Origin of the sequence: Pseudanabaena sp. CCNP1317 (assembly GCF_034931345.1) — a bacterium.
Classification (GTDB): Bacteria; Cyanobacteriota; Cyanobacteriia; order Pseudanabaenales; family Pseudanabaenaceae; genus Pseudanabaena; species Pseudanabaena galeata.
On the sequence record NZ_JAYGIF010000064.1, the window covers coordinates 1 to 19,210 of the forward strand.

A 19,210-nucleotide genomic window follows, 5' to 3' on the forward strand; every position below is an offset into this window, starting at 1 on the left:
TGGTGCTGTAATGCACAAGCTGTTACGACAGGTCTTTGGTGTTCTCAAGTCTCAGCGTTCTTTCGATCCTAATTTTGTTAAAATTCCCTCTTGACTTTTTGGTACTCAAGACAGTATCTACAAGTTTGTGTTTATAGGGCTTGGCTTAAATCCTACTAATAGCCTCGTATGATAACCCAGTTGATTCGGCAATGATTTCTACGGCTACATTTTGCTCTTTCAATGCTTTGGCAACTTTCTCAATCCCCTTCTCAATACCGACCTTTTCACCTTCTTCAAAGGCTGTATCAAATACATTTTTCACTTCTAAATACTGGACTAAACTCTTTTTGTATTGTTCATACTGCTCTAAATCTAAGTGCGATATTTCGGCGATTTCAAATCCTTTTTGAAAGATCGGTTCATTGAGTATTGCGGGTATGTGATTAAAACTTTCTAGGTTCTTTAAAAAATACAGCCATTTATCGAAGTGAGTTACCAGTTCATTCTCTTGTTTATTGAATAGAGGCATCTGTAAAAACTTAAAATTTAATTTATCGAAGAATATATCTCCATCTTGGTCTTTGAGGCAGACATCGCGCCTAAACTTGGGCGTGATATGTTCATCGTACTCAAAATCTAATATGGCAATAAAATAGATTGGTAATAAATAGAAATTCCAATCACCTTTTTCCGATTGTTCTCGAATTGGGAATGTGGAATAGAATAAGGCTCGATCTTTGAAATGCTTGATTTTCGCTTTTTGCATTTCCACAATAAACTTATCACCAGTTTTACTTTCGCAGTAAATATCAAAAATAGCTTTACGTTCCGATATGGTGTCGGAGAGGTTTTCAGAATTTTTAAATGTTAATTGTTGGATTTGATGATGTATCGGTAAAAGTTGATTGAGAAAATCGATGAGCAAATCTTTACTGCCTTCTTCGCCGAACAGTTTCTTAAAGCCAAAATCAGTATAAGGATTAAAGTATTTCGCCACCATAATTTTCCTAAAACATTCGTGCAATTTAGCTGTGAAAACCTTGTAAGCCATCTCCTGTATAGCACAAAAAATGTGGTTAAAGTAAACTTTCCAAACCTACTTCAGCTATGATCGTTTTTGGTGTTCATAGCTCAAAATCATGTCAGAAAAATCTTTGTATGATCGCGACTTTACCGCATGGGTAAAACTCACGACCCAGCAACTCAAAGACAAAAACTTTGAGCATCTTGACCTTGAAAACTTAACAGACATCCCTATCCCAAAACATGGCAGTTATCAAGGGATTTTGAGTTTTTGGTTGCCGATGATTTCTATAGGAAGTAGGTATCTGAGGATAATTTAATCTGGGGTTTAGAAGATACTCTTCATTCCCATGACGATTCCTTTAGTTTTGACACTTCCTATTTTGAGTTTTCTTATACCTAGCTACCTAGCAGCAATGGTTAGTGGAGTAAAATACAGAAACTATCTATCAAGAAATATGCTCCAGAGTATTGTGGCGATCGCTAGTGTGATGATGATGTCCGCAGCAACTAGTTTTCAATCTGTTGCCCAATCCCCTGCTAATGACGAATGGACTGCTCTCAAAGGTACAGGCAAAGTCGTACTAATGCGCCATGCGCTTGCCCCCGGCACGGGAGATCCGAGTGGATTTCAACTGGGGGACTGTAGCACTCAGCGCAATTTGTCAGAAACGGGACGAGAGCAAGCTCGCCAAGCAGGGAATGAGTTTCGGAAGCGACAAATTCCTGTTAAACAGGTTTTATCTAGTCAATGGTGTCGTTGTTTAGAAACTGCCAAGCTATTGAACTTAGGAGAGGTGAAGCCAGTGCCTGCCCTCAATTCCTTTTTTCGCGATCGCAGTACAGAGGATATCCAAACCGCTCAAACCCGCCGACTCATCTCAGAAAATCGCCAACAGGAGGGCGTAGTGATTATGGTGACGCATCAGGTAAATATTACAGCTTTAACGGGGATTGTGCCGCGATCAGGAGCCTCTGTAGTGGTACAGGCTAACGCCGCAGGCGAAGTAGTTGTAATTGGTGAACTAGATCCTTAAGATAGGACAAAGAGACTACGGTAAGGGAATACTTTTAAGCATTTATTTGAAGCGTTTAAGAGATATAACTGATGTTACGTGGATAGAATTCCTACGATCATCTAAGTCTAGGGCTGGCACGGGGGCACAGCCCCTACAAAAATCTAAATTATTGGGGTAGGGGCAATCCCCCCGTGGTTGCCCTGCTTCGCTACCAGCAAGAGATTCATCATCTTAGTTCCACGTAACATCAGATCTAAGTCTAGGGCTGGCACGGGGGCGCAGCCCCTATAAAATCAAATTTATTGGGGTACGGGCAATCCCCTCGTGGTTGCCCTGTCATGCTCGCAGCAAGAGATTCATCATCTTAGTTCCACGTAACATCAGATATAAATCTCAAAGAACTATTTTTTGTGGCGCGTTCGACGCGCCGCAAAAAATAGTTCTTTATTTTACTGCGATACCTTAACTTACAATGAGTGCAATAAGTATTGCCATTGCTGTGACTAAGATAGCCAATATGACTTTATATTGAGAGTGAAGTCGCTCTTGATCAGTTAGAAGAGTAGGCTCTTCCACATACATCGGAGTTAGAATTGCATAGTTATTGAGCAGTCCTTGATCATCTACGGTATAACCACTTGCGAGGGGCATACCTGATTCAGAACTGGTTTCAAAAGTGGTTTCTTGAACTGCTTCTGGAACTTCTACGGAGGGTAGCTCATTGCTATCACTACGACTATCTGCTACCTTCATTTCGTTGCGATCGATGGTATACATATCGGTGATTCCTCAATGAATAGTTTTATCTCTTCATTCTATAATTGTACCATTTTCTAAATAGCTAGGCGCAATTAAATATAAAACCCAAAAAACTGTGGCGCACGCGCAGCGTGCGCCACAGTTTTTGACTCTGGTTTTTAATTATGCCCAGCTACTTACGGTAGCAAGATCAACGATTAGCGATCGCAAGTGCCAAATTACTACCAAAAATTACCTTCGAGAAGGTCATCATGCTATATCGCTCAATCCTATCTACCTTGTTGATTTTGAATGCTTCAACTTTTTTAGCAAATTCAGCAAACGCCGAAATGCTTTTGCAGCCTTTAACTTCTCAGTCTAAACTGGCTCAAAGTCAAGCACCAAAACCTGAACAAAGCAATCTAGATCGCGGTTTTCAGTTAGTGATTGATGGTCGCACTCGGTTGCGGCGTGGTGAGTCTCAACAAGCAATTCAACTATTTCAACAGGCGATCGCCATTTTTCAGAAAGAAGGCGATCGCTTTTCGGAAGCAAGAACTCAGAATTTTATTGGTAATGTTTATCTAAGTTTGCAGCAATTAGATCAAGCGATCGCTTCCTATCAGGGAGCTTTTAAGATAGTCAGTGGGCTTCAGTTACAAAATGTTAAGGAAAATTTGCAGGTCAGATTAGATGAAGTCCAGATTTTGCAGAATCTAGGCTTTGCTTTGAATCGGGCTAATAATTGGCGGCAGGCGATCGCCACCTATGAGCAAGCCTTGGTAAAAGCGAGAGCCATTAAAGCCCAAGAACGAGAACTGACAATTCTTAATAATATTGGCAATATCTATGTGGAGATTGGACAATTTAGTCAGGGGCTAGAACGATTACAGCAAGCTCTGGCTATTTATGAATCCACAAATAGTCAAAAAAGTTCGGCAGGAGTCCTGCTCAATATTGGTTTTGCCTATCGACGACTAGGACAATTTGAGAAAGCTCTAGACTTCTATCAACAATCCTTAAAGTTAGTGCGGGTAACAGGGGAACGTAAAATCGAAACTAGTATTCTCAATAACATTGCGGGGGTATACCGCAGTCAGGGAAAATATTTACAAGCTTTAGAAGCTTACAAAGCATCGTTGGAAGTGTCTCAACAACTTGACTTAACCAGTCAGGCTGCAACCACTCTCAGTAATATTGGCGTTGTCTATAAAGAATTAGGACAGCTAGATAACGCCCTGCGTTTTCAAGAATTAGCATTACAACAAATTCAAAAACTTGGAGATCGGCAAGCAGAGAGTATTTTTCTGAGTAATATTGGGTCAATTTACGATGACAAAGGGAATCTCAAACAAGCATTAAGTTATTACGAAAAAGCTCTTGCCATTCATAAAGAACTCAATGATATTCCTGCACAGGGCATCACATACAACAATATTGGTGAAATATATCGACTTTCAAAACAGAACAACGAAGCGATTCGTAACTACCAACAATCCTTGAGCATCGTCCGAGAAATTGGCGATCGCTCTGCCGAAGCAACTTCTTTGAGCAATTTGGGACTAGTATACGCGGATCTCAAGCGATATCCCGCAGCTCTCGATGCTTATCAACAGGCGGCTGCAATTCATCGCCAGTTAGGAGAACGCCGAGGCGAGAGCATTGCTCTTGGTAATTTAGGGAATTTGTTTGCTAATTGGCAGCAACCAGATTTAGCAATTCTCTTTTACAAACAATCAGTAAATATCCGTGAATCCATTCGCAAAGAACTGCGATCACTATCGGTAGCTGACCAGAAAACCTTTACGGGTACAGTCGAAAGAACCTATCGGGATTTGGCAAATTTACTGCTCAAGCAAAACCGCATTTTAGAAGCTCAACAGGTGCTTGATCTATTGAAGGTACAAGAACTAGACGACTATCTCCAAGATGTGCGCGGTAATGTGGAAACAGCGAAGGGGATCGAACTTCTAGCACCTGAACAGAGATTTTTAACTGATTATAGTGCGATTCAAAATCGTTCTATTCAAGCTGGGAAAGAACAACTAGATATTTTGAAGATTACTCAAGCAAATCGATCGCCACAGCAAATTCATCGGCTACGAGAGTTGCTTGATGTGCAATCACAATCATCCCAACAACTGAATACCTATGTGCAGAGTCCCGCCGTAGCCACGATTTTAAACCAAATCAATCAAGGCGGCGATCGTTCTAATACGGTAAATCTGGAACAATTCACGGCTCTACAAAAGACTCTCCAGCAAATGTCACAAAAAACTGCCATTTTCTATCCTCTTATATTAGAAGATCGCCTAGAACTAATTCTTGTAACGGCTAATGGTGATCCGATTCGGCGCACTGTTGCGATAAAACGAGAAGATCTCAATAGTGCGATCATCGATTTCCGTTCTGATGTCCGCGATCCAAGCTCCCTTGATATCTTGGACTCATCGCAACGGATATATACTTGGCTGATCGCACCGATCGCGGCTGACTTACAAAAAGCTGGTATACAAACCATCATCTATGCCCCTGATGCACAATTGCGCTATCTGCCGATCGCCGCGCTCCATGACGGTAAGCAATGGTTAATAGAACGTTATGCGATTAATACGATTACTGCCGCGAGTCTCACGAATTTAAGCGATCGCCGCCGCAATAGCCAGCCTCGTGTACTCGCAGGCGCTTTTACCTCTGGCAAATATATCTTTGAGGTAAATGGGCAAACTTTTAACTTTTCTGGATTACCTTTTGCGGGTATAGAAGTTGAGAACTTGATAGCCAAGTTGCCTAATTCCACTAAATTTATTGATCGCGATTTTAACGTTAAGTCTACTGTCGCTAAATTTAAGCAATACAACATCATTCATCTGGCTACCCATGCTGCCTTTGTAATTGGGAAACCTGAAGACTCCTTTGTGCTGTTTGGAGATGGCAGTCGAGCGTCCCTCAGAGATGTGTCCACATGGTCATTACAAAATGTCGATCTCGTAATTCTCAGTGCTTGTGAGACAGGGCTAGGTGGCACACTTGGTAATGGTACAGAAATTATGGGTTTTGGTTATCAAATGGAGTATGCAGGAGCAAAGGCAGCGATCGCATCTCTCTGGCAAGTTTCCGATGGTGGCACACAAGCTTTAATGGATGCTTTTTATGGCATACTCCAAGATACAAAGCTCACTAAAGCTGAAATATTAGCCAAATCCCAACGATTGCTGATTAATACTGGTAAAGATAGTAACTTTAGTCATCCTTACTATTGGTCACCATTTATCATTATTGGTAATGGCTTATAAGCATTTTTGTCCGCCTATATAGCTGTCTTATGCCCATAACTAGTGATATATCCCCAATTAACACCCTAACGATCCAGATTAGTGCCGTAGCTATTTGGATTGGGCTGGTATTTCTAGCTTCAGCAATCCTACGTCGTTTCAAACAAGATCCCGAACTCGTGCGGAAGGTTGTGCATATTGGCACTGGTAACGTCTTGCTGATTGCATGGTGGTTGCAGATCCCGATGTGGCTATGTGTGACCGCAGGCGTGACCTTTACAGCGATCGCCTTAGCCTCGCACTATACAAATATTTTACCGATGATCCATGATGTGGGACGCAAAACCTACGGCGTGTTTTACTATGCGCTCAGCATCACGATTTTAGTTGCTCTTTTTTGGGATCAGTATCCCCAATATGCGGTTATTGGTGTGATGGTTATGTCTTGGGGGGATGGCATGGCGGCGCTAATTGGGAAACGTTTTGGTCAGCATACCTTTGTGCATCTAGGCAATAAACGCAGTTTTGAAGGCTCCTTTGCCATGTTTGCCACCAGCTTGATCGTGATGCTTGGTATTTTTGGAATTACCCACGGTATTCAGCCCCGTGACCTTGGAATTGCCATACCTGTAGCCGCGATCGCCGCCTTACTTGAAGCCTATTCTCCAGGAGGAACCGATAATATTTCTGTGCCGTTGGCTAGTGCATTCTTAAGTTTTGCTTTGCAGTCAATATGAGTTGTATCGCAATGCAAGTTTGGATTAGGAAATAAAACCCAAATAAATGAAGGCGGCGCGAAGCGCCGCCTTCATTTATTTGGGTTTTGAGTTTTGGTATTATTAGCGTTGTTTCTTTTTGTTTTTATTGGACTGCTTACCTTGCTTACTCGAACCAAAACCTTTGGCAACAGGTTTGGTGGGCATAAGCGATCGCTGATTCCAATCATTGACATTGGGATTCTTTTCAAATGCATCTAACATCTCTCTGATTGCGAGAATTTTCTCTGGCGGCTTAGGTTTCAAATCTTCTGGTGAAAAATCAGACTCTTGTTTAAGTCCTAGCTTTACCTGAGCTGCTGCCCAAGAACCTGTTAACCACTCATCGATCTCGCAGTTAGCAAATACCTGTTCGATTAAGGATGCAGCTTCTACAGCTTTTAATTGAATTAAAGTATCAACCAATATCGAATTGATCACACCATCATCTTGTTGTTGATAGTGATGTAGTTGCGCGATCGTTGCTTGCACACAAGCATCACGACATTCTGGATAAGCTTTACCAACCGCTTGTAAACCATTGGCTGCTGTTGAACGTAACCATAATTCTTGGCTGGGATCTTCCAGTAATTTTATAAATGGTTTAATCGCGATCGCGCCAACCCGTTTACTGATCCCAGACACCTCCTCATGCAACCAATCATCATCGGGAAACTTTTTTAACTGGTCGATATAGAGATTTAGTCCCACCTCTGAATCTAGCTGAATTACGGCTCTGATCGCATGAACACCCCATTCCTCGACCTCAAAATCCAATGGCTCTTGATCCCAGCTTAACCGAATTAATTCTGGTATATCTGCTGTTGTCAACCCAAGCATTTTTGTGTAGTCTAGCCAATCATCTTCCCAACTTGTGGCTTCTTTTAAATGGAGAATCTGGGATACAGGGTGTTGATAAGAATGTGATTCTGTCATAGTTCAAGGTATTGAGAAATGTTGTAAATATGGCAATCGCCTCTAACATTGAGAGGCGATTGCTATGGGTTATGTACTAAATTGGCCAGAATTCTATTACCAACGTAGTAAGTTAAATTGCTCCATATCCACGGTGTCACGACTCCGATAAATCGATAGGACGATCGCCAGACCAACGGCGGCTTCGGCAGCAGCGATCGAGATGACAAAAATGGTAAATACTTGACCACGAATGCTCGCTGAATCCAAGAAGTTAGAAAAAGCCATCAGATTCAGATTAACGGCATTTAACATTAGCTCCACCGACATTAATACGCGCACAGCATTACGACTGGTAATTAATCCATAGATGCCAATACAAAAAAGTGCAGCCGCAATAATCAAAAAAGGTTCTAAAGACATATTTGTTTACTATTAATTGCAATGTATTAACTGATGTTACGTGGAACTCAGATGATGAATCTCTTGCTGGTAGCGAAGTAGGGCAACCACGGGAGGATTGCCCCTACCCCAAAATCTAAAGGTTTCAGTAGGGGCTGCGCCCCCGTGCCAGCCCTAAACCTATGCCATTATAGGAATTCCTTCCACGTAACATCAGGTATTAATAGATAATTACCGCTGAAAGCAGTAATTATCTATTTAGAAGCAACAAGTTGCTCTTTGGGCTTTTCTAATAACTCTAGTGAGTCTTCATCAACTTGACCCACTTTCACAGCATCAGGTACAAGCTCACGACGCGCCAACACGATCGCGCCAATTAGGGAAACCAACAGCAAAATCGATGCCAATTCAAAGGGCAGTAAGTAATCGCTGAAGAAGTGCTGACCAATCACCACCATTGTCGAAGGTAATTTAGCGATCGTTGGAGTAACAGCCCAGTTTGTCGAAATGACAGTGGCTCCTAGCAATCCAAATAGTCCTAAACAAACGACACCAGTCACAACACTGCGTAAAGCTCCATATTTGACATCTTGGTAGTCTTGGCGCTTGTTGACCAACATGATCGCAAACAGGATCAAAATATTGACAGCCCCAACATAAATGAGGACTTGAGCCGCCGCCACAAAATCAGCATTGAGCAATAGATATAGTCCTGCAACACTGATAAAAGTTGCGCCGAGCAGAAAAGCTGCATAGACGACATTTTGCAACAGCACCACACCCATAGCCGAAGCCGTTAGCATTGCAGCTAAAACAACCAAAGACACGGTTTGTGAACCATCACCTAGACCGATATTACTCATTAAAATCTCCTTCAGTAATCTTGTCTGTTATACCAATTTCCGAAATTGTGGCTACACTTTTGGAAATTAAAAGCCAAACCCAGCAAGGGTTTTAAAAACACAAAATGGCTTAGCCATTTTGTGTTTTGGTATTATTTGTTCTCAGAAGCAGCTTCGGCAATTTCTTCAGGTCGTAACCCCGCACGCTTAGCTGTATGAGGTGTTTCATGCCCCTCCATTACACCCTTCGGCAAATAAGCAAGCTCACGAATTGGTGTGACTAAAGGATCTTCAGTAACTTTGGTGGGCATCCGTCCGAGAGCGACGCTATCAAAGTTTAATTCATGGCGATCGAAGGTTGACAGGTCGTACTCCTCAGTCATAGACAAGGCATTAGTGGGGCAGTATTCCACACAGTTACCACAAAAAATACATACGCCAAAGTCAATGCTGTAACTCTTGAGTTCCTTTTTCTTCATTTCTGTGTTGAATGTCCAGTCAACTACAGGCAAGTTAATTGGACATACCCGCACACAGACTTCACAGGAAATACACTTATCAAACTCAAAGTGAATGCGTCCACGAAAACGCTCTGAAGGGATCAGCTTTTCGTAAGGGTACTGCACCGTAATCGGACGACGACGCATATGGTCAAAGGTTACCGACATGCCTTGTCCGATATACTTAGCTGCCTGTACAGCTTCTTTGGTGTATTCACCAACTTTATTAAGAAATTTCAGCATGGTGTTTTGATTGTTGTAGAAAATTTTGAATTAGGGATATTAGCTTTTAGCAATTAGCTGTTAGCTATTGGCTTTTAGCTTTCGGGATTAGGCTTAGAGCATTCAAAAACCTAAATCTATAAAGTCAACTGGTAGCGAAAGCTAAGCGCTAACAGCTAATAGCTAAGCGCTAATTGCTATCCACCAAAAGCAAAGGGGAAAGCCAACTTCAAAGCGGCGGTAATCAACAGATTAGCAAGTCCGATTGGCAGTAAAAATTTCCAGCCTAAATCGAGCAGTTGGTCGATCCGAACGCGGGGAACTGTCCAACGCAAGAGGATGGCGAAGAAAATAAAGGCATAGGTTTTGACTAGGGTTGCCGTTAGTCCAATGAAAGCAGCAATAACTTGCCACCAAGCTGTATTTGCTTCAATACCTAGAGCTTCGCTAACTTTGTCGATGGGGAATGGTAACTCCCATCCGCCGAGGTACAAAATGGAGGCTAGTAGACCAGCTAGCAAAAGGTTAGCGTAGGAACCACCGTAGAAAAAGGCAAACCTAATCCCTGAATATTCAGTTTGATAACCAGCAACAAGTTCTTCTTCTGCTTCTGGCAAGTCAAAGGGCAAGCGTTCACATTCGGCAAGAGCCGCAATGATAAAAATTACAAAACCAATCGGTTGCCGCCAAATATTCCAAGAAAGAATCCCATATTCAGCTTGCTGATTGACAATATCAATGGTGCTAAGTCCATTGGTCATCAGCGCTACAGCAAGCACTGCCAAAGCTAGAGGAATTTCGTAGCTAATTGACTGTGCAGCTGCACGTAAACCACCTAAGAGCGAGTATTTATTATTGGAAGAGTAACCTGCCATCAGTAAGCCGATGGGAGCAATGCTGGAAATAGCAATGATGAAAAATACGCCCGTACCAATATCAGAAATGATCAGGTTTTGACCGAAGGGGATAACTAGATAGCACAGGAAGACAGAGGTAAATACCAACGCAGGTCCAATCGTGTAGAGCAATGGATCGGCTTTAGCTGGGATCGTGCCTTGCTTAATGACTAGCTTGGCTACGTCAGCGATCGGGATCAACAGTCCAAAAGGTCCCGCATATTCAGGTCCAATCCGTTGTTGAGCCGCAGCAGAAATTTTCCGCTCTAACCATGTGCAGACCAGTGCGCCCACGGTTACGCCTAAAACCATTACTGCCATGGGCAGTAACATCCAAATTACTTTGGCAACATCGGCGGGTAAGCCCAGCCCTGTCAGGATTTCAATTAAAGATCTTTGTAAATCAATTCCACCGTACATTAGCGATCGACCTCACCCATAATAATGTCCACACTTCCTAAAATTGCCATGATGTCAGCGAGCTTCATGCCGCGTACTAGATCTGGCAAGATCTGTAAATTAATAAATCCTGGTGGACGAATCTTAAAACGCCAAGGGAAGACACTATCTTCACCAATGATATAGACACCCAGTTCACCCTTTGGTGCTTCGACACGGACATAATGTTCGCCTGAAGCAACTTTGAATGTGGGTGATGGTTTTTTGCTAATAAACTGATAGTCCATCGAGTTCCATTCACTCTTTGGCCCTGCCAAGACTCTTTGCGCTTCAAGGTTTTCGTAGGAGCCACCAGGAATTTGCTTGAGGGCTTGCAGGATCATTTTGGTGGATTCGCGCATTTCACGGACGCGCACCAAGTAACGGGCTAAGCAGTCGCCGCCGTTGTCCCACTGTACATCCCAGTCAAGTTCGTCGTAAAGTTCATAGTGATCGACTTTACGTAGATCGAGTTTTACTCCTGAACCACGCAACATTGGACCTGATAAACCCCAGTTAATTGCCTCATCGCGGGTAATTGTGCCAAGTCCTTCAATCCGTTTACGGAAGATGGGGTTATTGGTGATTAATTTTTCGTATTCGTCAATGACGGGAGTGAAATAGTTGCAAAAGTCTTCACATTTCTCGATCCAGCCATAGGGTAGGTCGGCGGCAACTCCCCCGATGCGGAAATAGTTGTGCATCATCCGCATCCCTGTTGCTGCCTCGAACAGGTCATAGATCATTTCCCGTTCTCGGAAGACGTAGAAAAATGGAGTTTGTGCGCCGATGTCTGCGACGAATGTGCCAAGCCACAGTAGGTGAGAGGCGATGCGGCTAAGTTCTAGCATAATCATGCGGATGTAACTGGCGCGACGCGGCACTGGTACATTAGCTAGTTTTTCGGGTGCATTGACGGTGATTGCCTCAGTGAACATGGTTGCGAGGTAATCCCATCGGGTCACGTAGGGCAAATATTGGATAATCGTGCGATTTTCGGCGATTTTTTCCATGGAGCGATGTAAGTAGCCTAAAACAGGCTCACAATCAACTACATTTTCGCCGTCTAGCGTGACAATAAGTCTGAGAACGCCGTGCATGGAGGGGTGGTGAGGCCCCATATTTATGACCATGCGTTCGGCTTTGGTTTCAATCATCACCATGATTTGCGATCGCCTCTTTACTCTGTAAACTGTTGCTCTGGTTAAGTAGTGCTAGTTTTTGCTAGTTATCTAGGATATGCAGCACATCCTAAACGTTTGTTATTTTAAGTCACGGCTTGGGCTATTGCTTTAGCAATTGACTCTATTAGTTATGTTATTTAAGTAGATATACCTTGATGGTTATCAGTATATCGTCATGTTGGAGCGAGAATATGTGTTGAAAAGTAGCTGAATGATGATTTATGCCATAATTTATCCTGTTAATTCAGTAGATAAAAATCTATGCTTTAATAAAAAACCATTACTTAATAATTATATAAAATCCATATAAAACTTGAGACTTTTATTGAGGGATAAATTACGTTGGTAGTAAGGATCTTTACTCACTGAATATTCATGTCAGGAATCAAACGAATTATTACTCCCGACACTAGATTAACGTGAGTTCGATATAGCCATTATGGCTATATCGAACTCACGTTAAGTTATACCAAAACACAAAATGGCATAGCCATTTTGTGTTTTGGTATAACGCAGTTAAGACCCCCCGTAAAGTTTCGTCTCGCAGGGGCTAAACTTTACGGGGTTTGCTTTGTATAAGTACTTCCCTGTAGTGAAATTAGGGTGAGTACGACAGATCAGTATTAAGACAATTGCTCTATTTTGTTTTTGACTTGATATTGGTATAAATGTCTCTAATGAGTAGATAACCATAAAATATTGAATCCGCGATCCTTGAACACACGAACAAAATGCATCGGAAGTTTGGGGTCTGTCTTTATACTTTATATATAGCAATCCTAAATAGGTTGTAAGAGTGCGCCCTTCGGGGCGCACTCTTACAACACTCAAAATCTTACAACTCATTTAGGATCGCTATATATCGAGCTACTTAAGATTCAAAATCGCTACCATTATTTAAATCATGATGGGCAAAGCAGGAAAACATGAATCAGCCCAAGGAGACACAACTCCAGTTTATCCGCTTTGATCGAGGCATTAGTCAGTACAATCATGACTACTATGCTGCTTTGGGCTTACCAATCATTAGCAATCCTACATACATTCGCAATGTGTATTTGCGGATTGCCCGCATCTTGCATCCCGATATATACGGCTTTTCAGCAGAAGAGAAAGCTATTGCCACGCAATATCTAGCAAAACTTGTCAACCCTGCCTATAACGGGCTGATGCGAGAGCAAGATCGCATAGCCTATCAAGGAATATTTAAGCTCCTTGCTAAACGCTTAATGCAGAGATCTCGTAATATCCAGATTCATTCGGAGAGTGCCTGTGAGTTGGTGATGACTCCTAGTGATGAGGTTTATGAGCGCTTAGTTACGGAAATCGCTAAAGTGCAATATCAATCGCTTACACAGATTTTGGAGCATACGGCGGAGATAAGTGAGCTAAATCTGGTCTACATCCTTTATAAACAGGGGTATCGACATGGAGCGGTTAATATGCCACCAGTACTTGCGCCAAAGTTGACCCCAAAAAGCACCAAATCGCATACCACAAACTTTCTCCCTCCACCCTCAAAACCAAGTTACACCTACAATCTTCAGTATGCGACTGATCAACAGGCTAGTAATCTGCCAGCTACCCCTGATGAGACGATCATTCAGCCTAGAGTGACAGACTACGATATCCAGAATGCTAGTCATCAACAAGCTAACTCTGATGAGACAATCCTTCAGGTTAGTTTTGAGAGCAATGACATGCAGATGATTAATAATCGTATCAAGATCTGCGAAATCTATATATTGCAGAGTAATTGGAAGGCGGCGCTCCAAGATTTGCGAGATATATTAAGAACTGATGAGAACAATAGTAAATGTCTTGCTTTGTTAGGTGTGGTTTATACAAATATGAATCAGCCCCAAATGGCAAAAGCGAGCTTCAAGCGATCGCTTTATCTTAATCCGCAGGAAGCTCTAGCCCTCAAGCATCTTCTAGAATTAACCGAATCCAATGTTGACCAAAACAGCGCAAAAAATGTGAACCTTAAGAAAGGTGATGGCAAGGGAGCTTCACCAAATATTAAGAAAACTCCTTCACCACAAAAGCAAGGCTTGCTAGCGCATTTACTCTCATGGGCTTTCTCTCGACGCTCATAATACCAATTCACGAAAGTGTTGGCACAATTTCGTGAAGTAAAAACCAAACCCAGCAAGGGTTTTAAAACACAAAGACTTGAGATGCATCGGGATGCTAATCTTTGTTGATTTTTGATTTGTATCCTACCTATCTTTTGCACTGCTACCCATAGAGAATTTTCTGGGTTAGCTGCTAGGCGAAACGTGTCATGAAACCCTACAGTAAACTTTAGTAGTGATGCTATAAGCGCCAATTGATGTCAGTTAATTTATTAGAAGCCTTTGTCCTTGCGACGATACTTTGTGGCTTTTTGGGGATTATTCTCAAGAAGAATTTAATCATGAAAATAATCTCAATGGATGTCATGAGTAGTGGGGTAATTGCCTATTTTGTGGTGATTGCGGCTCGTCAAGGCTTATTTACGCCGATCCTTGGGGATATACCAAGGACTAATTATGCTGACCCTGTGCCGCAGGCGGTGATCTTGACTGCGATCGTGATTGGCTTTTCGATTCAGGCACTGATGCTAGTCGGTGCGATTAAACTAGCGCGGAACAATCCTACCCTAGAAATCCATGAGATCGAGAAGAGTGACCTTGTATGACCACCCTAACTTTGATCTGGATTGTCTTGCCATTTATGGTGGGATTTATTATTTATCTACTGCCAAAGGGCGATCGCGTTTTGGCTTTAGTTGGCGCATTTGCTTCGGCGCTGTATGTGATCCCGTTATTTGTCCAGCAAACTCCGATCAATTTGCAATTGCTCGATAACTTTGGTGTGACCTTAATTCTTGATCCCTTGGCAGGATTTTTTATCTTGACCAATGCGTTGGTGACGGCGGCGGTGATTATTTACTGTTGGCATAGCGATCGCACTGCCTTTTTTTATGCTCAAGTCATATTGCTACATGGCAGTGTCAATGCCGCCTTTGCCTGTTCCGACTTCATTAGTTTATATGTATCGCTAGAAGTCATTAGCATTTCCACCTTTTTATTAATTGCTTATCCCCGTAGCGATCGTTCGATTTGGATTGGTTTGCGCTATTTATTTGTCAGCAATGTCTCGATGTTGTTTTACCTGATTGGCGCAGTGCTGGTTTACAAGGCAAATCATTCCTTTACCTTTAGCGGACTGCGAGGCGCACCTCCTGAAGCGATCGCCTTGATCTTTTTAGGTCTGTTAGCTAAAGGTGGCATCTTTGTATCAGGACTATGGCTACCCTTGACCCATTCCGAATCCGAGTCGCCAGTGTCAGCGCTAATGTCGGGCGTTGTCGTGAAAGCGGGAGTTTTGCCATTACTGCGATGCGCCCTATTGATTGAAGAAATTGATCCGATTGTGCGAATCTTTGGAGTCAGTACGGCTCTGCTAGGTGTTAGCTTTGCAGTATTTGAAAAAGATACTAAGCGGCTATTAGCCTTTTCTACGGTTTCTCAGATGGGTTTTATCTTAGCTGCACCCGCCGTCGGTGGGTTTTATGCGCTCACTCACGGCTTAGTGAAGTCATCTTTATTTTTGACAGTAAGTAAATTACCTAGCCGCAACTTTAAGGAACTGCAACAGCAATCAATTCCCAGAAATATCTGGTTAGCCCTTTTAATTGCGAGTTTTTCGATTTCAGGATTTCCCTTGCTAGCAGGATTTGGCGCAAAAATATTGACCCTTAAAAATGTTTTTTCTTGGCAAGATATCGGTATGAATGTGGCGGCGATGGGAACTGCGATCGCCTTTGCAAAATTTATTTTTCTGCCCCATCAGTCAGCAATCGAGGCGAAAACTGCTAAGAGCAGAACAGAGTTTTGGATAGCGATCGCGATTTTGTTGGGTAGCTTGTTTGTAGCAAATACTGTTTATTATGAAGCTTATACCCTAGAAAACGTCATTAAGCCCTTGGTGACGACCGTGATTGGTTGGCTTGCCTACTGGCTTATTTTTCGTCGATCTGCGGTCAAACTACCCGTTATATTTGAAGAGTTTGATAACCTGATCGGGGTGATGGGACTAGTTTTAATCTTACTTTTTTGGGTGGCTGTATCATGATTGGACAATTTATTTTGCGAATTGTGATCTGGTTTTTGCTGACCGCTAATTTTAGTATTACGAACATAATTATTGGCGTGATTGTTTCCCTGCTGATGCCCTATTACCGATCAGAAGCAATTCGACTCAAAGATATTTTGCAAAGCTTTGGCAAAATCCTGAAGGCGACTCCTCAAGCCTATATCGAATCGATCGAGATGATCTGTCAACCTCACAAATACGAAGAAGTATTAATCGAGAAAACCAAACATCAGCGATCGGCAGCATTGGTTTTCTTGGACATTTTTTTGATCACATTTACTCCCAAAACTATTGTCCTGAGACATCACGAGGAAGGCTGGTATGTGGTGCATCATGTTATTAAGCGCCAGAAGAGGTCGAACCCATGAACATTGATTTATCAACTAAGGCTGTATTGAATTTTGCCGTTGGCGCGATGGTCGTCTCCATGCTGATTCCGCTATATCAAGCTTGGAAACATCATGACAATATTTGGGAAATTATGCTTGCCTTTTCCAGTATTGCTGCCAAATCCTCAGTGATGATCTTAGCGATCGCCATCTTGAGAGATGACTGGATGATCGGTGTAGTTGGGGTAATAATTTTGAGTGTTGGCAATGCAGGCTTTATGCTCCTAGCCCATATCATCAGACGCACAGGAGAAATATAACCGTGGCAATCTTCATAAATATTCTTAGCTATATTTGTATTTTTGGTGGATTAGTGTTCTGGTATTGGGGAACTGTGGCTTTGCTGACAAAGCGGTCAGTACTGTTTAAATTGCATAGTCTATCGGTATCCGACACCATTGGCTCGATCGCGATCGTGTTCGGCTTGATATTACTCCGCCCCAAGGAACTACCATTGCTAATTCTTGCCATTATTTCCCTAGCCCTATGGAACACGATGCTGTGCTATGTGATGGCTTACTGCTCTAGCAGTACAAGAAGTAATAAATAGCGATTGATTGTCTAGATCCCCCCAGCCACCCTTACGAAAGCTACCGTGTACACACAAGTCTCTCTGTCTACGTTTGAGGGTTTAGATCCCCCCTAGCCCCCCTTAAAAAGGGGGGAGAATTTAATTCTTCCCCCTTTTTAAGGAGGATTGAGGGGGATCATTAGTAACTCACGCTATAGCTGATGACTTGTGTGTACACCATAGTTTACGAAAGGGGGAAGAATCAATTAAGTTATCTTCTTCCCCCTTTTTAAGGGGGATTGAGGGGGATCTCTTAGATGCTCTGAGCGTAGAAAGTAATTCTTAAATGGTTTCTTAAAAATTCAATAAGCAAATAAAGCAAATAAAAGAGGTAAAGAGGTAAATGAACAGTAGTTATGATGGTTATGTCTATGCGATCGCCATACTGTTACCCATATCATCAGCAATGTTGGTATCGCAAACTAATCCCTACAATGCTCTGGTCATACGCGGCATTTTGGGAGCAATATCGGCGCTGGTCTATACGATTTTGGGAGCGGCCGATGTGGCTCTGACTGAGGCTTTAGTCGGTGCTTTTTTAGCAACAATGCTCTATGCAGTTGCCGTGCGATCTTCTTTAGTTTTGCGCTTAGGTGTGGTTGAATCAGTTGCGATCGCCCACAATTTAGAAGAAGAAGAATTAAATAAGCTCAATCTTCCCTTTGAACAGCTAAATCAACAGTTAAACCAGCTAAATCAGCAAATGGAGCAACAATTGGAGCAACCTGAGCAGAATCGCGATCCAGTTTCTAGCTCTGATTTAAAAAAACTGATCGATGTTCTCAAAAGCACTTTCAGTAAGCACTATATGCGAGTTGAGTTAGTTCCCTATTCAAACGAAGCAGAACTAGAACAAGCCCTAACTGATAAGACCGTCCATGCAACCCTACATAATTCAGAACATCAAGATGCTGTGGAATCTCAAGAAGGTGCGAAATCCAACTTTTACCAAATCAAAATCCGTCTGCATCGTCTCTATGAGATCATGCTAACCAATCCAGTGTTAGCAAATGTCCAGTTGGTTTATACCAAGCCCGCTAATAGCGTTGCCATATCCTATACAAGTATTGCGAAGTAGCGCCTTTAAGAATTTATTTGTGATTCAACCGATTCAACCAAAAAAAAACACCTTTGAAATAGATTATGAAATGGATTTATATAATTGCTGGTCTTGCTTTTTTTGTGAAAATGCTTTTTTTGGCTAACCCAGCCCCTAGCCTGCCTTTCTCAATTGTCGAGGCGATCGCTCAAGACAGTGGGGTTAGTAATGTAGTTTCAGGAATCATTTTTCGCAATCGACTGTATGACACCATTTTTGAAGTGATTGTTTTCACGATCTCCATCATGGGTGCAAATTTCTTGCTTGCCAATGAGAAACCATTTACGCGAATTTACCAGTTTACCGATCAAACTTCGATTGTCCTTGCCCAATTGGGCGCGACTATTGCTGCTCTAGTAGCGATCGAGTTAGCAATTCGTGGACATCTCAGCCCAGGGGGCGGTTTTGCGGCGGGTGTGGCAGGTGGTACGGCGATCGGTTTGATTGCGATGACTTCTCCTCCAGCACGACTTCAGACAATATACAAGCGCTGGCACGCCGCAACTTGGGAAAAGGTATCAGTACTGATTTTTATTGTTTTATCGGTGATCACCCTCTCAGGAATAGAGTTGCCCCACGGTGAGTTAGGAGAACTAGTTAGTGGTGGCATCATCCCGATTCTGAATATTTTAGTTGCGATTAAGGTATCGCTAGGCTCGTGGTCAGTCGTATTAGTTTTTATCCGCTATCGCGGTTTATTGTAGGAATACTAGCGAAAAGCACCGCCATTATTTATAAGAAAACTTTTGAAAGCTTTGCATCGCAAAGCTTTCAAAAGTTTTCTTGGGTTAGATTTGGGTTGCAAAGTGTTGTAATA

General features: G+C 42.4%; 20 protein-coding genes. 12 read left to right on the forward strand and 8 right to left on the reverse strand.

The features are described 5' to 3' along the window. Nucleotides 1-145: 145 nt before the first annotated feature. Nucleotides 146-982 carry an Rpn family recombination-promoting nuclease/putative transposase gene (locus tag VB775_RS14080; protein WP_281005972.1) on the reverse strand — a complete coding sequence of 279 codons (837 nt, stop codon included), beginning with the start codon at nt 980-982 and terminating at the stop codon, nt 146-148. 139 nt (nt 983-1,121) lie between these two features. Between VB775_RS14080 and VB775_RS14085 the strand changes: the two genes are divergently transcribed. Both VB775_RS14085 and VB775_RS14090 read left to right on the forward strand, forming a co-directional pair. Further along, the gene (locus VB775_RS14085) at nt 1,122-1,325 is read left to right on the forward strand and encodes a DUF29 family protein (RefSeq protein WP_281005971.1); all 204 of its coding nucleotides are present in this window, start codon (nt 1,122-1,124) and stop codon (nt 1,323-1,325) included. A gap of 138 nt (nt 1,326-1,463) precedes the next feature. Beyond that, the gene (locus VB775_RS14090; protein WP_323216829.1) at nt 1,464-2,042 is read left to right on the forward strand and encodes a histidine phosphatase family protein; all 579 of its coding nucleotides are present in this window, start codon (nt 1,464-1,466) and stop codon (nt 2,040-2,042) included. Between the two features lie 444 nt (nt 2,043-2,486). On the opposite strand, the gene VB775_RS14095 is transcribed toward VB775_RS14090, so the two are convergent. Next, the gene (locus tag VB775_RS14095; protein WP_281005969.1) at nt 2,487-2,801 is read right to left on the reverse strand and encodes a hypothetical protein; all 315 of its coding nucleotides are present in this window, start codon (nt 2,799-2,801) and stop codon (nt 2,487-2,489) included. Between the two features lie 233 nt (nt 2,802-3,034). Here VB775_RS14095 and VB775_RS14100 point away from each other — a divergent pair, with 233 nt between their 5' ends. Both VB775_RS14100 and VB775_RS14105 read left to right on the forward strand, forming a co-directional pair. Then, nucleotides 3,035-6,058, forward strand: a complete 3,024-nt coding sequence (locus VB775_RS14100) for a tetratricopeptide repeat protein (RefSeq protein WP_281005968.1) — start codon at nt 3,035-3,037, stop codon at nt 6,056-6,058. Between the two features lie 29 nt (nt 6,059-6,087). Continuing rightward, nucleotides 6,088-6,774, forward strand: a complete 687-nt coding sequence (locus VB775_RS14105) for a diacylglycerol/polyprenol kinase family protein (protein WP_281005967.1) — start codon at nt 6,088-6,090, stop codon at nt 6,772-6,774. A 102-nt stretch (nt 6,775-6,876) separates the two neighbouring features. Here VB775_RS14105 and VB775_RS14110 read toward each other — a convergent pair whose 3' ends face one another. The 6 genes from VB775_RS14110 to VB775_RS14135 form a co-directional block, all read right to left on the reverse strand. Continuing rightward, the gene (locus VB775_RS14110; RefSeq protein ID WP_281005966.1) at nt 6,877-7,728 is read right to left on the reverse strand and encodes a hypothetical protein; all 852 of its coding nucleotides are present in this window, start codon (nt 7,726-7,728) and stop codon (nt 6,877-6,879) included. Between the two features lie 96 nt (nt 7,729-7,824). Then, the gene (gene nuoK, locus VB775_RS14115; protein WP_009627748.1) at nt 7,825-8,130 is read right to left on the reverse strand and encodes an NADH-quinone oxidoreductase subunit NuoK; all 306 of its coding nucleotides are present in this window, start codon (nt 8,128-8,130) and stop codon (nt 7,825-7,827) included. A 233-nt stretch (nt 8,131-8,363) separates the two neighbouring features. After that, nucleotides 8,364-8,972 carry an NADH-quinone oxidoreductase subunit J gene (locus tag VB775_RS14120; protein ID WP_281005965.1) on the reverse strand — a complete coding sequence of 203 codons (609 nt, stop codon included), beginning with the start codon at nt 8,970-8,972 and terminating at the stop codon, nt 8,364-8,366. Nucleotides 8,973-9,103: 131 nt separating this feature from the next. Further along, complete coding sequence (ndhI, locus tag VB775_RS14125) at nt 9,104-9,691, reverse strand: NAD(P)H-quinone oxidoreductase subunit I (RefSeq protein ID WP_281009421.1); 588 nt, start codon at nt 9,689-9,691, stop codon at nt 9,104-9,106. A gap of 179 nt (nt 9,692-9,870) precedes the next feature. After that, the gene (gene nuoH, locus VB775_RS14130; protein WP_281005964.1) at nt 9,871-10,989 is read right to left on the reverse strand and encodes an NADH-quinone oxidoreductase subunit NuoH; all 1,119 of its coding nucleotides are present in this window, start codon (nt 10,987-10,989) and stop codon (nt 9,871-9,873) included. After that, a complete protein-coding gene (locus VB775_RS14135) occupies nt 10,989-12,170 on the reverse strand; it encodes an NAD(P)H-quinone oxidoreductase subunit H (protein WP_190580035.1) in 1,182 nt (393 codons plus the stop codon). Before VB775_RS14135 ends, nuoH begins: the two co-directional genes overlap by 1 nt. Before the next feature lie 947 nt (nt 12,171-13,117). Between VB775_RS14135 and VB775_RS14140 the strand changes: the two genes are divergently transcribed. The 8 genes from VB775_RS14140 to VB775_RS14175 all read left to right on the forward strand — a co-directional run bounded on the left by VB775_RS14140 (nt 13,118) and on the right by VB775_RS14175 (nt 19,097). Beyond that, nucleotides 13,118-14,290, forward strand: a complete 1,173-nt coding sequence (locus tag VB775_RS14140) for a molecular chaperone DnaJ (protein WP_281005963.1) — start codon at nt 13,118-13,120, stop codon at nt 14,288-14,290. A 236-nt stretch (nt 14,291-14,526) separates the two neighbouring features. Beyond that, nucleotides 14,527-14,874 (forward strand): cation:proton antiporter subunit C, encoded by a 348-nt coding sequence (locus tag VB775_RS14145; protein ID WP_281005962.1) that lies wholly within the window; start codon nt 14,527-14,529, stop codon nt 14,872-14,874. Beyond that, nucleotides 14,871-16,313: a cation:proton antiporter gene (locus VB775_RS14150; protein WP_281005961.1), complete on the forward strand. Its 1,443-nt coding sequence runs from the start codon at nt 14,871-14,873 to the stop codon at nt 16,311-16,313. The genes VB775_RS14145 and VB775_RS14150 overlap by 4 nt, the downstream gene beginning before the upstream one ends. Then, nucleotides 16,310-16,702, forward strand: a complete 393-nt coding sequence (locus VB775_RS14155; RefSeq protein ID WP_281005960.1) for a Na+/H+ antiporter subunit E — start codon at nt 16,310-16,312, stop codon at nt 16,700-16,702. Before VB775_RS14150 ends, VB775_RS14155 begins: the two co-directional genes overlap by 4 nt. Beyond that, nucleotides 16,699-16,983: a hypothetical protein gene (locus tag VB775_RS14160; protein WP_281005959.1), complete on the forward strand. Its 285-nt coding sequence runs from the start codon at nt 16,699-16,701 to the stop codon at nt 16,981-16,983. The genes VB775_RS14155 and VB775_RS14160 overlap by 4 nt, the downstream gene beginning before the upstream one ends. Before the next feature lie 8 nt (nt 16,984-16,991). Further along, nucleotides 16,992-17,273 carry a monovalent cation/H(+) antiporter subunit G gene (locus VB775_RS14165; protein WP_407072994.1) on the forward strand — a complete coding sequence of 94 codons (282 nt, stop codon included), beginning with the start codon at nt 16,992-16,994 and terminating at the stop codon, nt 17,271-17,273. Between the two features lie 364 nt (nt 17,274-17,637). Then, on the forward strand, nt 17,638-18,372 hold the full coding sequence (locus VB775_RS14170) for a DUF4040 domain-containing protein (protein WP_281005957.1): 735 nt from the start codon (nt 17,638-17,640) through the stop codon (nt 18,370-18,372). A 65-nt stretch (nt 18,373-18,437) separates the two neighbouring features. Beyond that, nucleotides 18,438-19,097 (forward strand): Na(+)/H(+) antiporter subunit B, encoded by a 660-nt coding sequence (locus VB775_RS14175; protein ID WP_281005956.1) that lies wholly within the window; start codon nt 18,438-18,440, stop codon nt 19,095-19,097. The last annotated feature ends 113 nt before the right edge of the window (nt 19,098-19,210 follow it).

Excerpts from the sequence above, each read along its gene's own strand:
- VB775_RS14140 (WP_281005963.1), top strand. The coding sequence starts at position 13,118 with ATGAATCAGCCCAAGGAGACACAACTCCAGTTTATCCGCTTTGATCGA.
- VB775_RS14135 (WP_190580035.1), bottom strand. The coding sequence starts at position 12,170 with ATGGTGATGATTGAAACCAAAGCCGAACGCATGGTCATAAATATGGGG.
- VB775_RS14160 (WP_281005959.1), top strand. The coding sequence starts at position 16,699 with ATGAACATTGATTTATCAACTAAGGCTGTATTGAATTTTGCCGTTGGC.
- VB775_RS14170 (WP_281005957.1), top strand. The coding sequence starts at position 17,638 with ATGAACAGTAGTTATGATGGTTATGTCTATGCGATCGCCATACTGTTA.
- VB775_RS14095 (WP_281005969.1), bottom strand. The coding sequence starts at position 2,801 with ATGTATACCATCGATCGCAACGAAATGAAGGTAGCAGATAGTCGTAGT.
- VB775_RS14085 (WP_281005971.1), top strand. The coding sequence starts at position 1,122 with ATGTCAGAAAAATCTTTGTATGATCGCGACTTTACCGCATGGGTAAAA.
- VB775_RS14105 (WP_281005967.1), top strand. The coding sequence starts at position 6,088 with ATGCCCATAACTAGTGATATATCCCCAATTAACACCCTAACGATCCAG.
- VB775_RS14110 (WP_281005966.1), bottom strand. The coding sequence starts at position 7,728 with ATGACAGAATCACATTCTTATCAACACCCTGTATCCCAGATTCTCCAT.
- VB775_RS14120 (WP_281005965.1), bottom strand. The coding sequence starts at position 8,972 with ATGAGTAATATCGGTCTAGGTGATGGTTCACAAACCGTGTCTTTGGTT.
- VB775_RS14090 (WP_323216829.1), top strand. The coding sequence starts at position 1,464 with ATGCTCCAGAGTATTGTGGCGATCGCTAGTGTGATGATGATGTCCGCA.
- VB775_RS14145 (WP_281005962.1), top strand. The coding sequence starts at position 14,527 with ATGTCAGTTAATTTATTAGAAGCCTTTGTCCTTGCGACGATACTTTGT.
- nuoK (WP_009627748.1), bottom strand. The coding sequence starts at position 8,130 with ATGTCTTTAGAACCTTTTTTGATTATTGCGGCTGCACTTTTTTGTATT.
- nuoH (WP_281005964.1), bottom strand. The coding sequence starts at position 10,989 with ATGTACGGTGGAATTGATTTACAAAGATCTTTAATTGAAATCCTGACA.
- VB775_RS14150 (WP_281005961.1), top strand. The coding sequence starts at position 14,871 with ATGACCACCCTAACTTTGATCTGGATTGTCTTGCCATTTATGGTGGGA.
- VB775_RS14175 (WP_281005956.1), top strand. The coding sequence starts at position 18,438 with ATGAAATGGATTTATATAATTGCTGGTCTTGCTTTTTTTGTGAAAATG.
- VB775_RS14080 (WP_281005972.1), bottom strand. The coding sequence starts at position 982 with ATGGTGGCGAAATACTTTAATCCTTATACTGATTTTGGCTTTAAGAAA.
- VB775_RS14155 (WP_281005960.1), top strand. The coding sequence starts at position 16,310 with ATGATTGGACAATTTATTTTGCGAATTGTGATCTGGTTTTTGCTGACC.
- VB775_RS14100 (WP_281005968.1), top strand. The coding sequence starts at position 3,035 with ATGCTATATCGCTCAATCCTATCTACCTTGTTGATTTTGAATGCTTCA.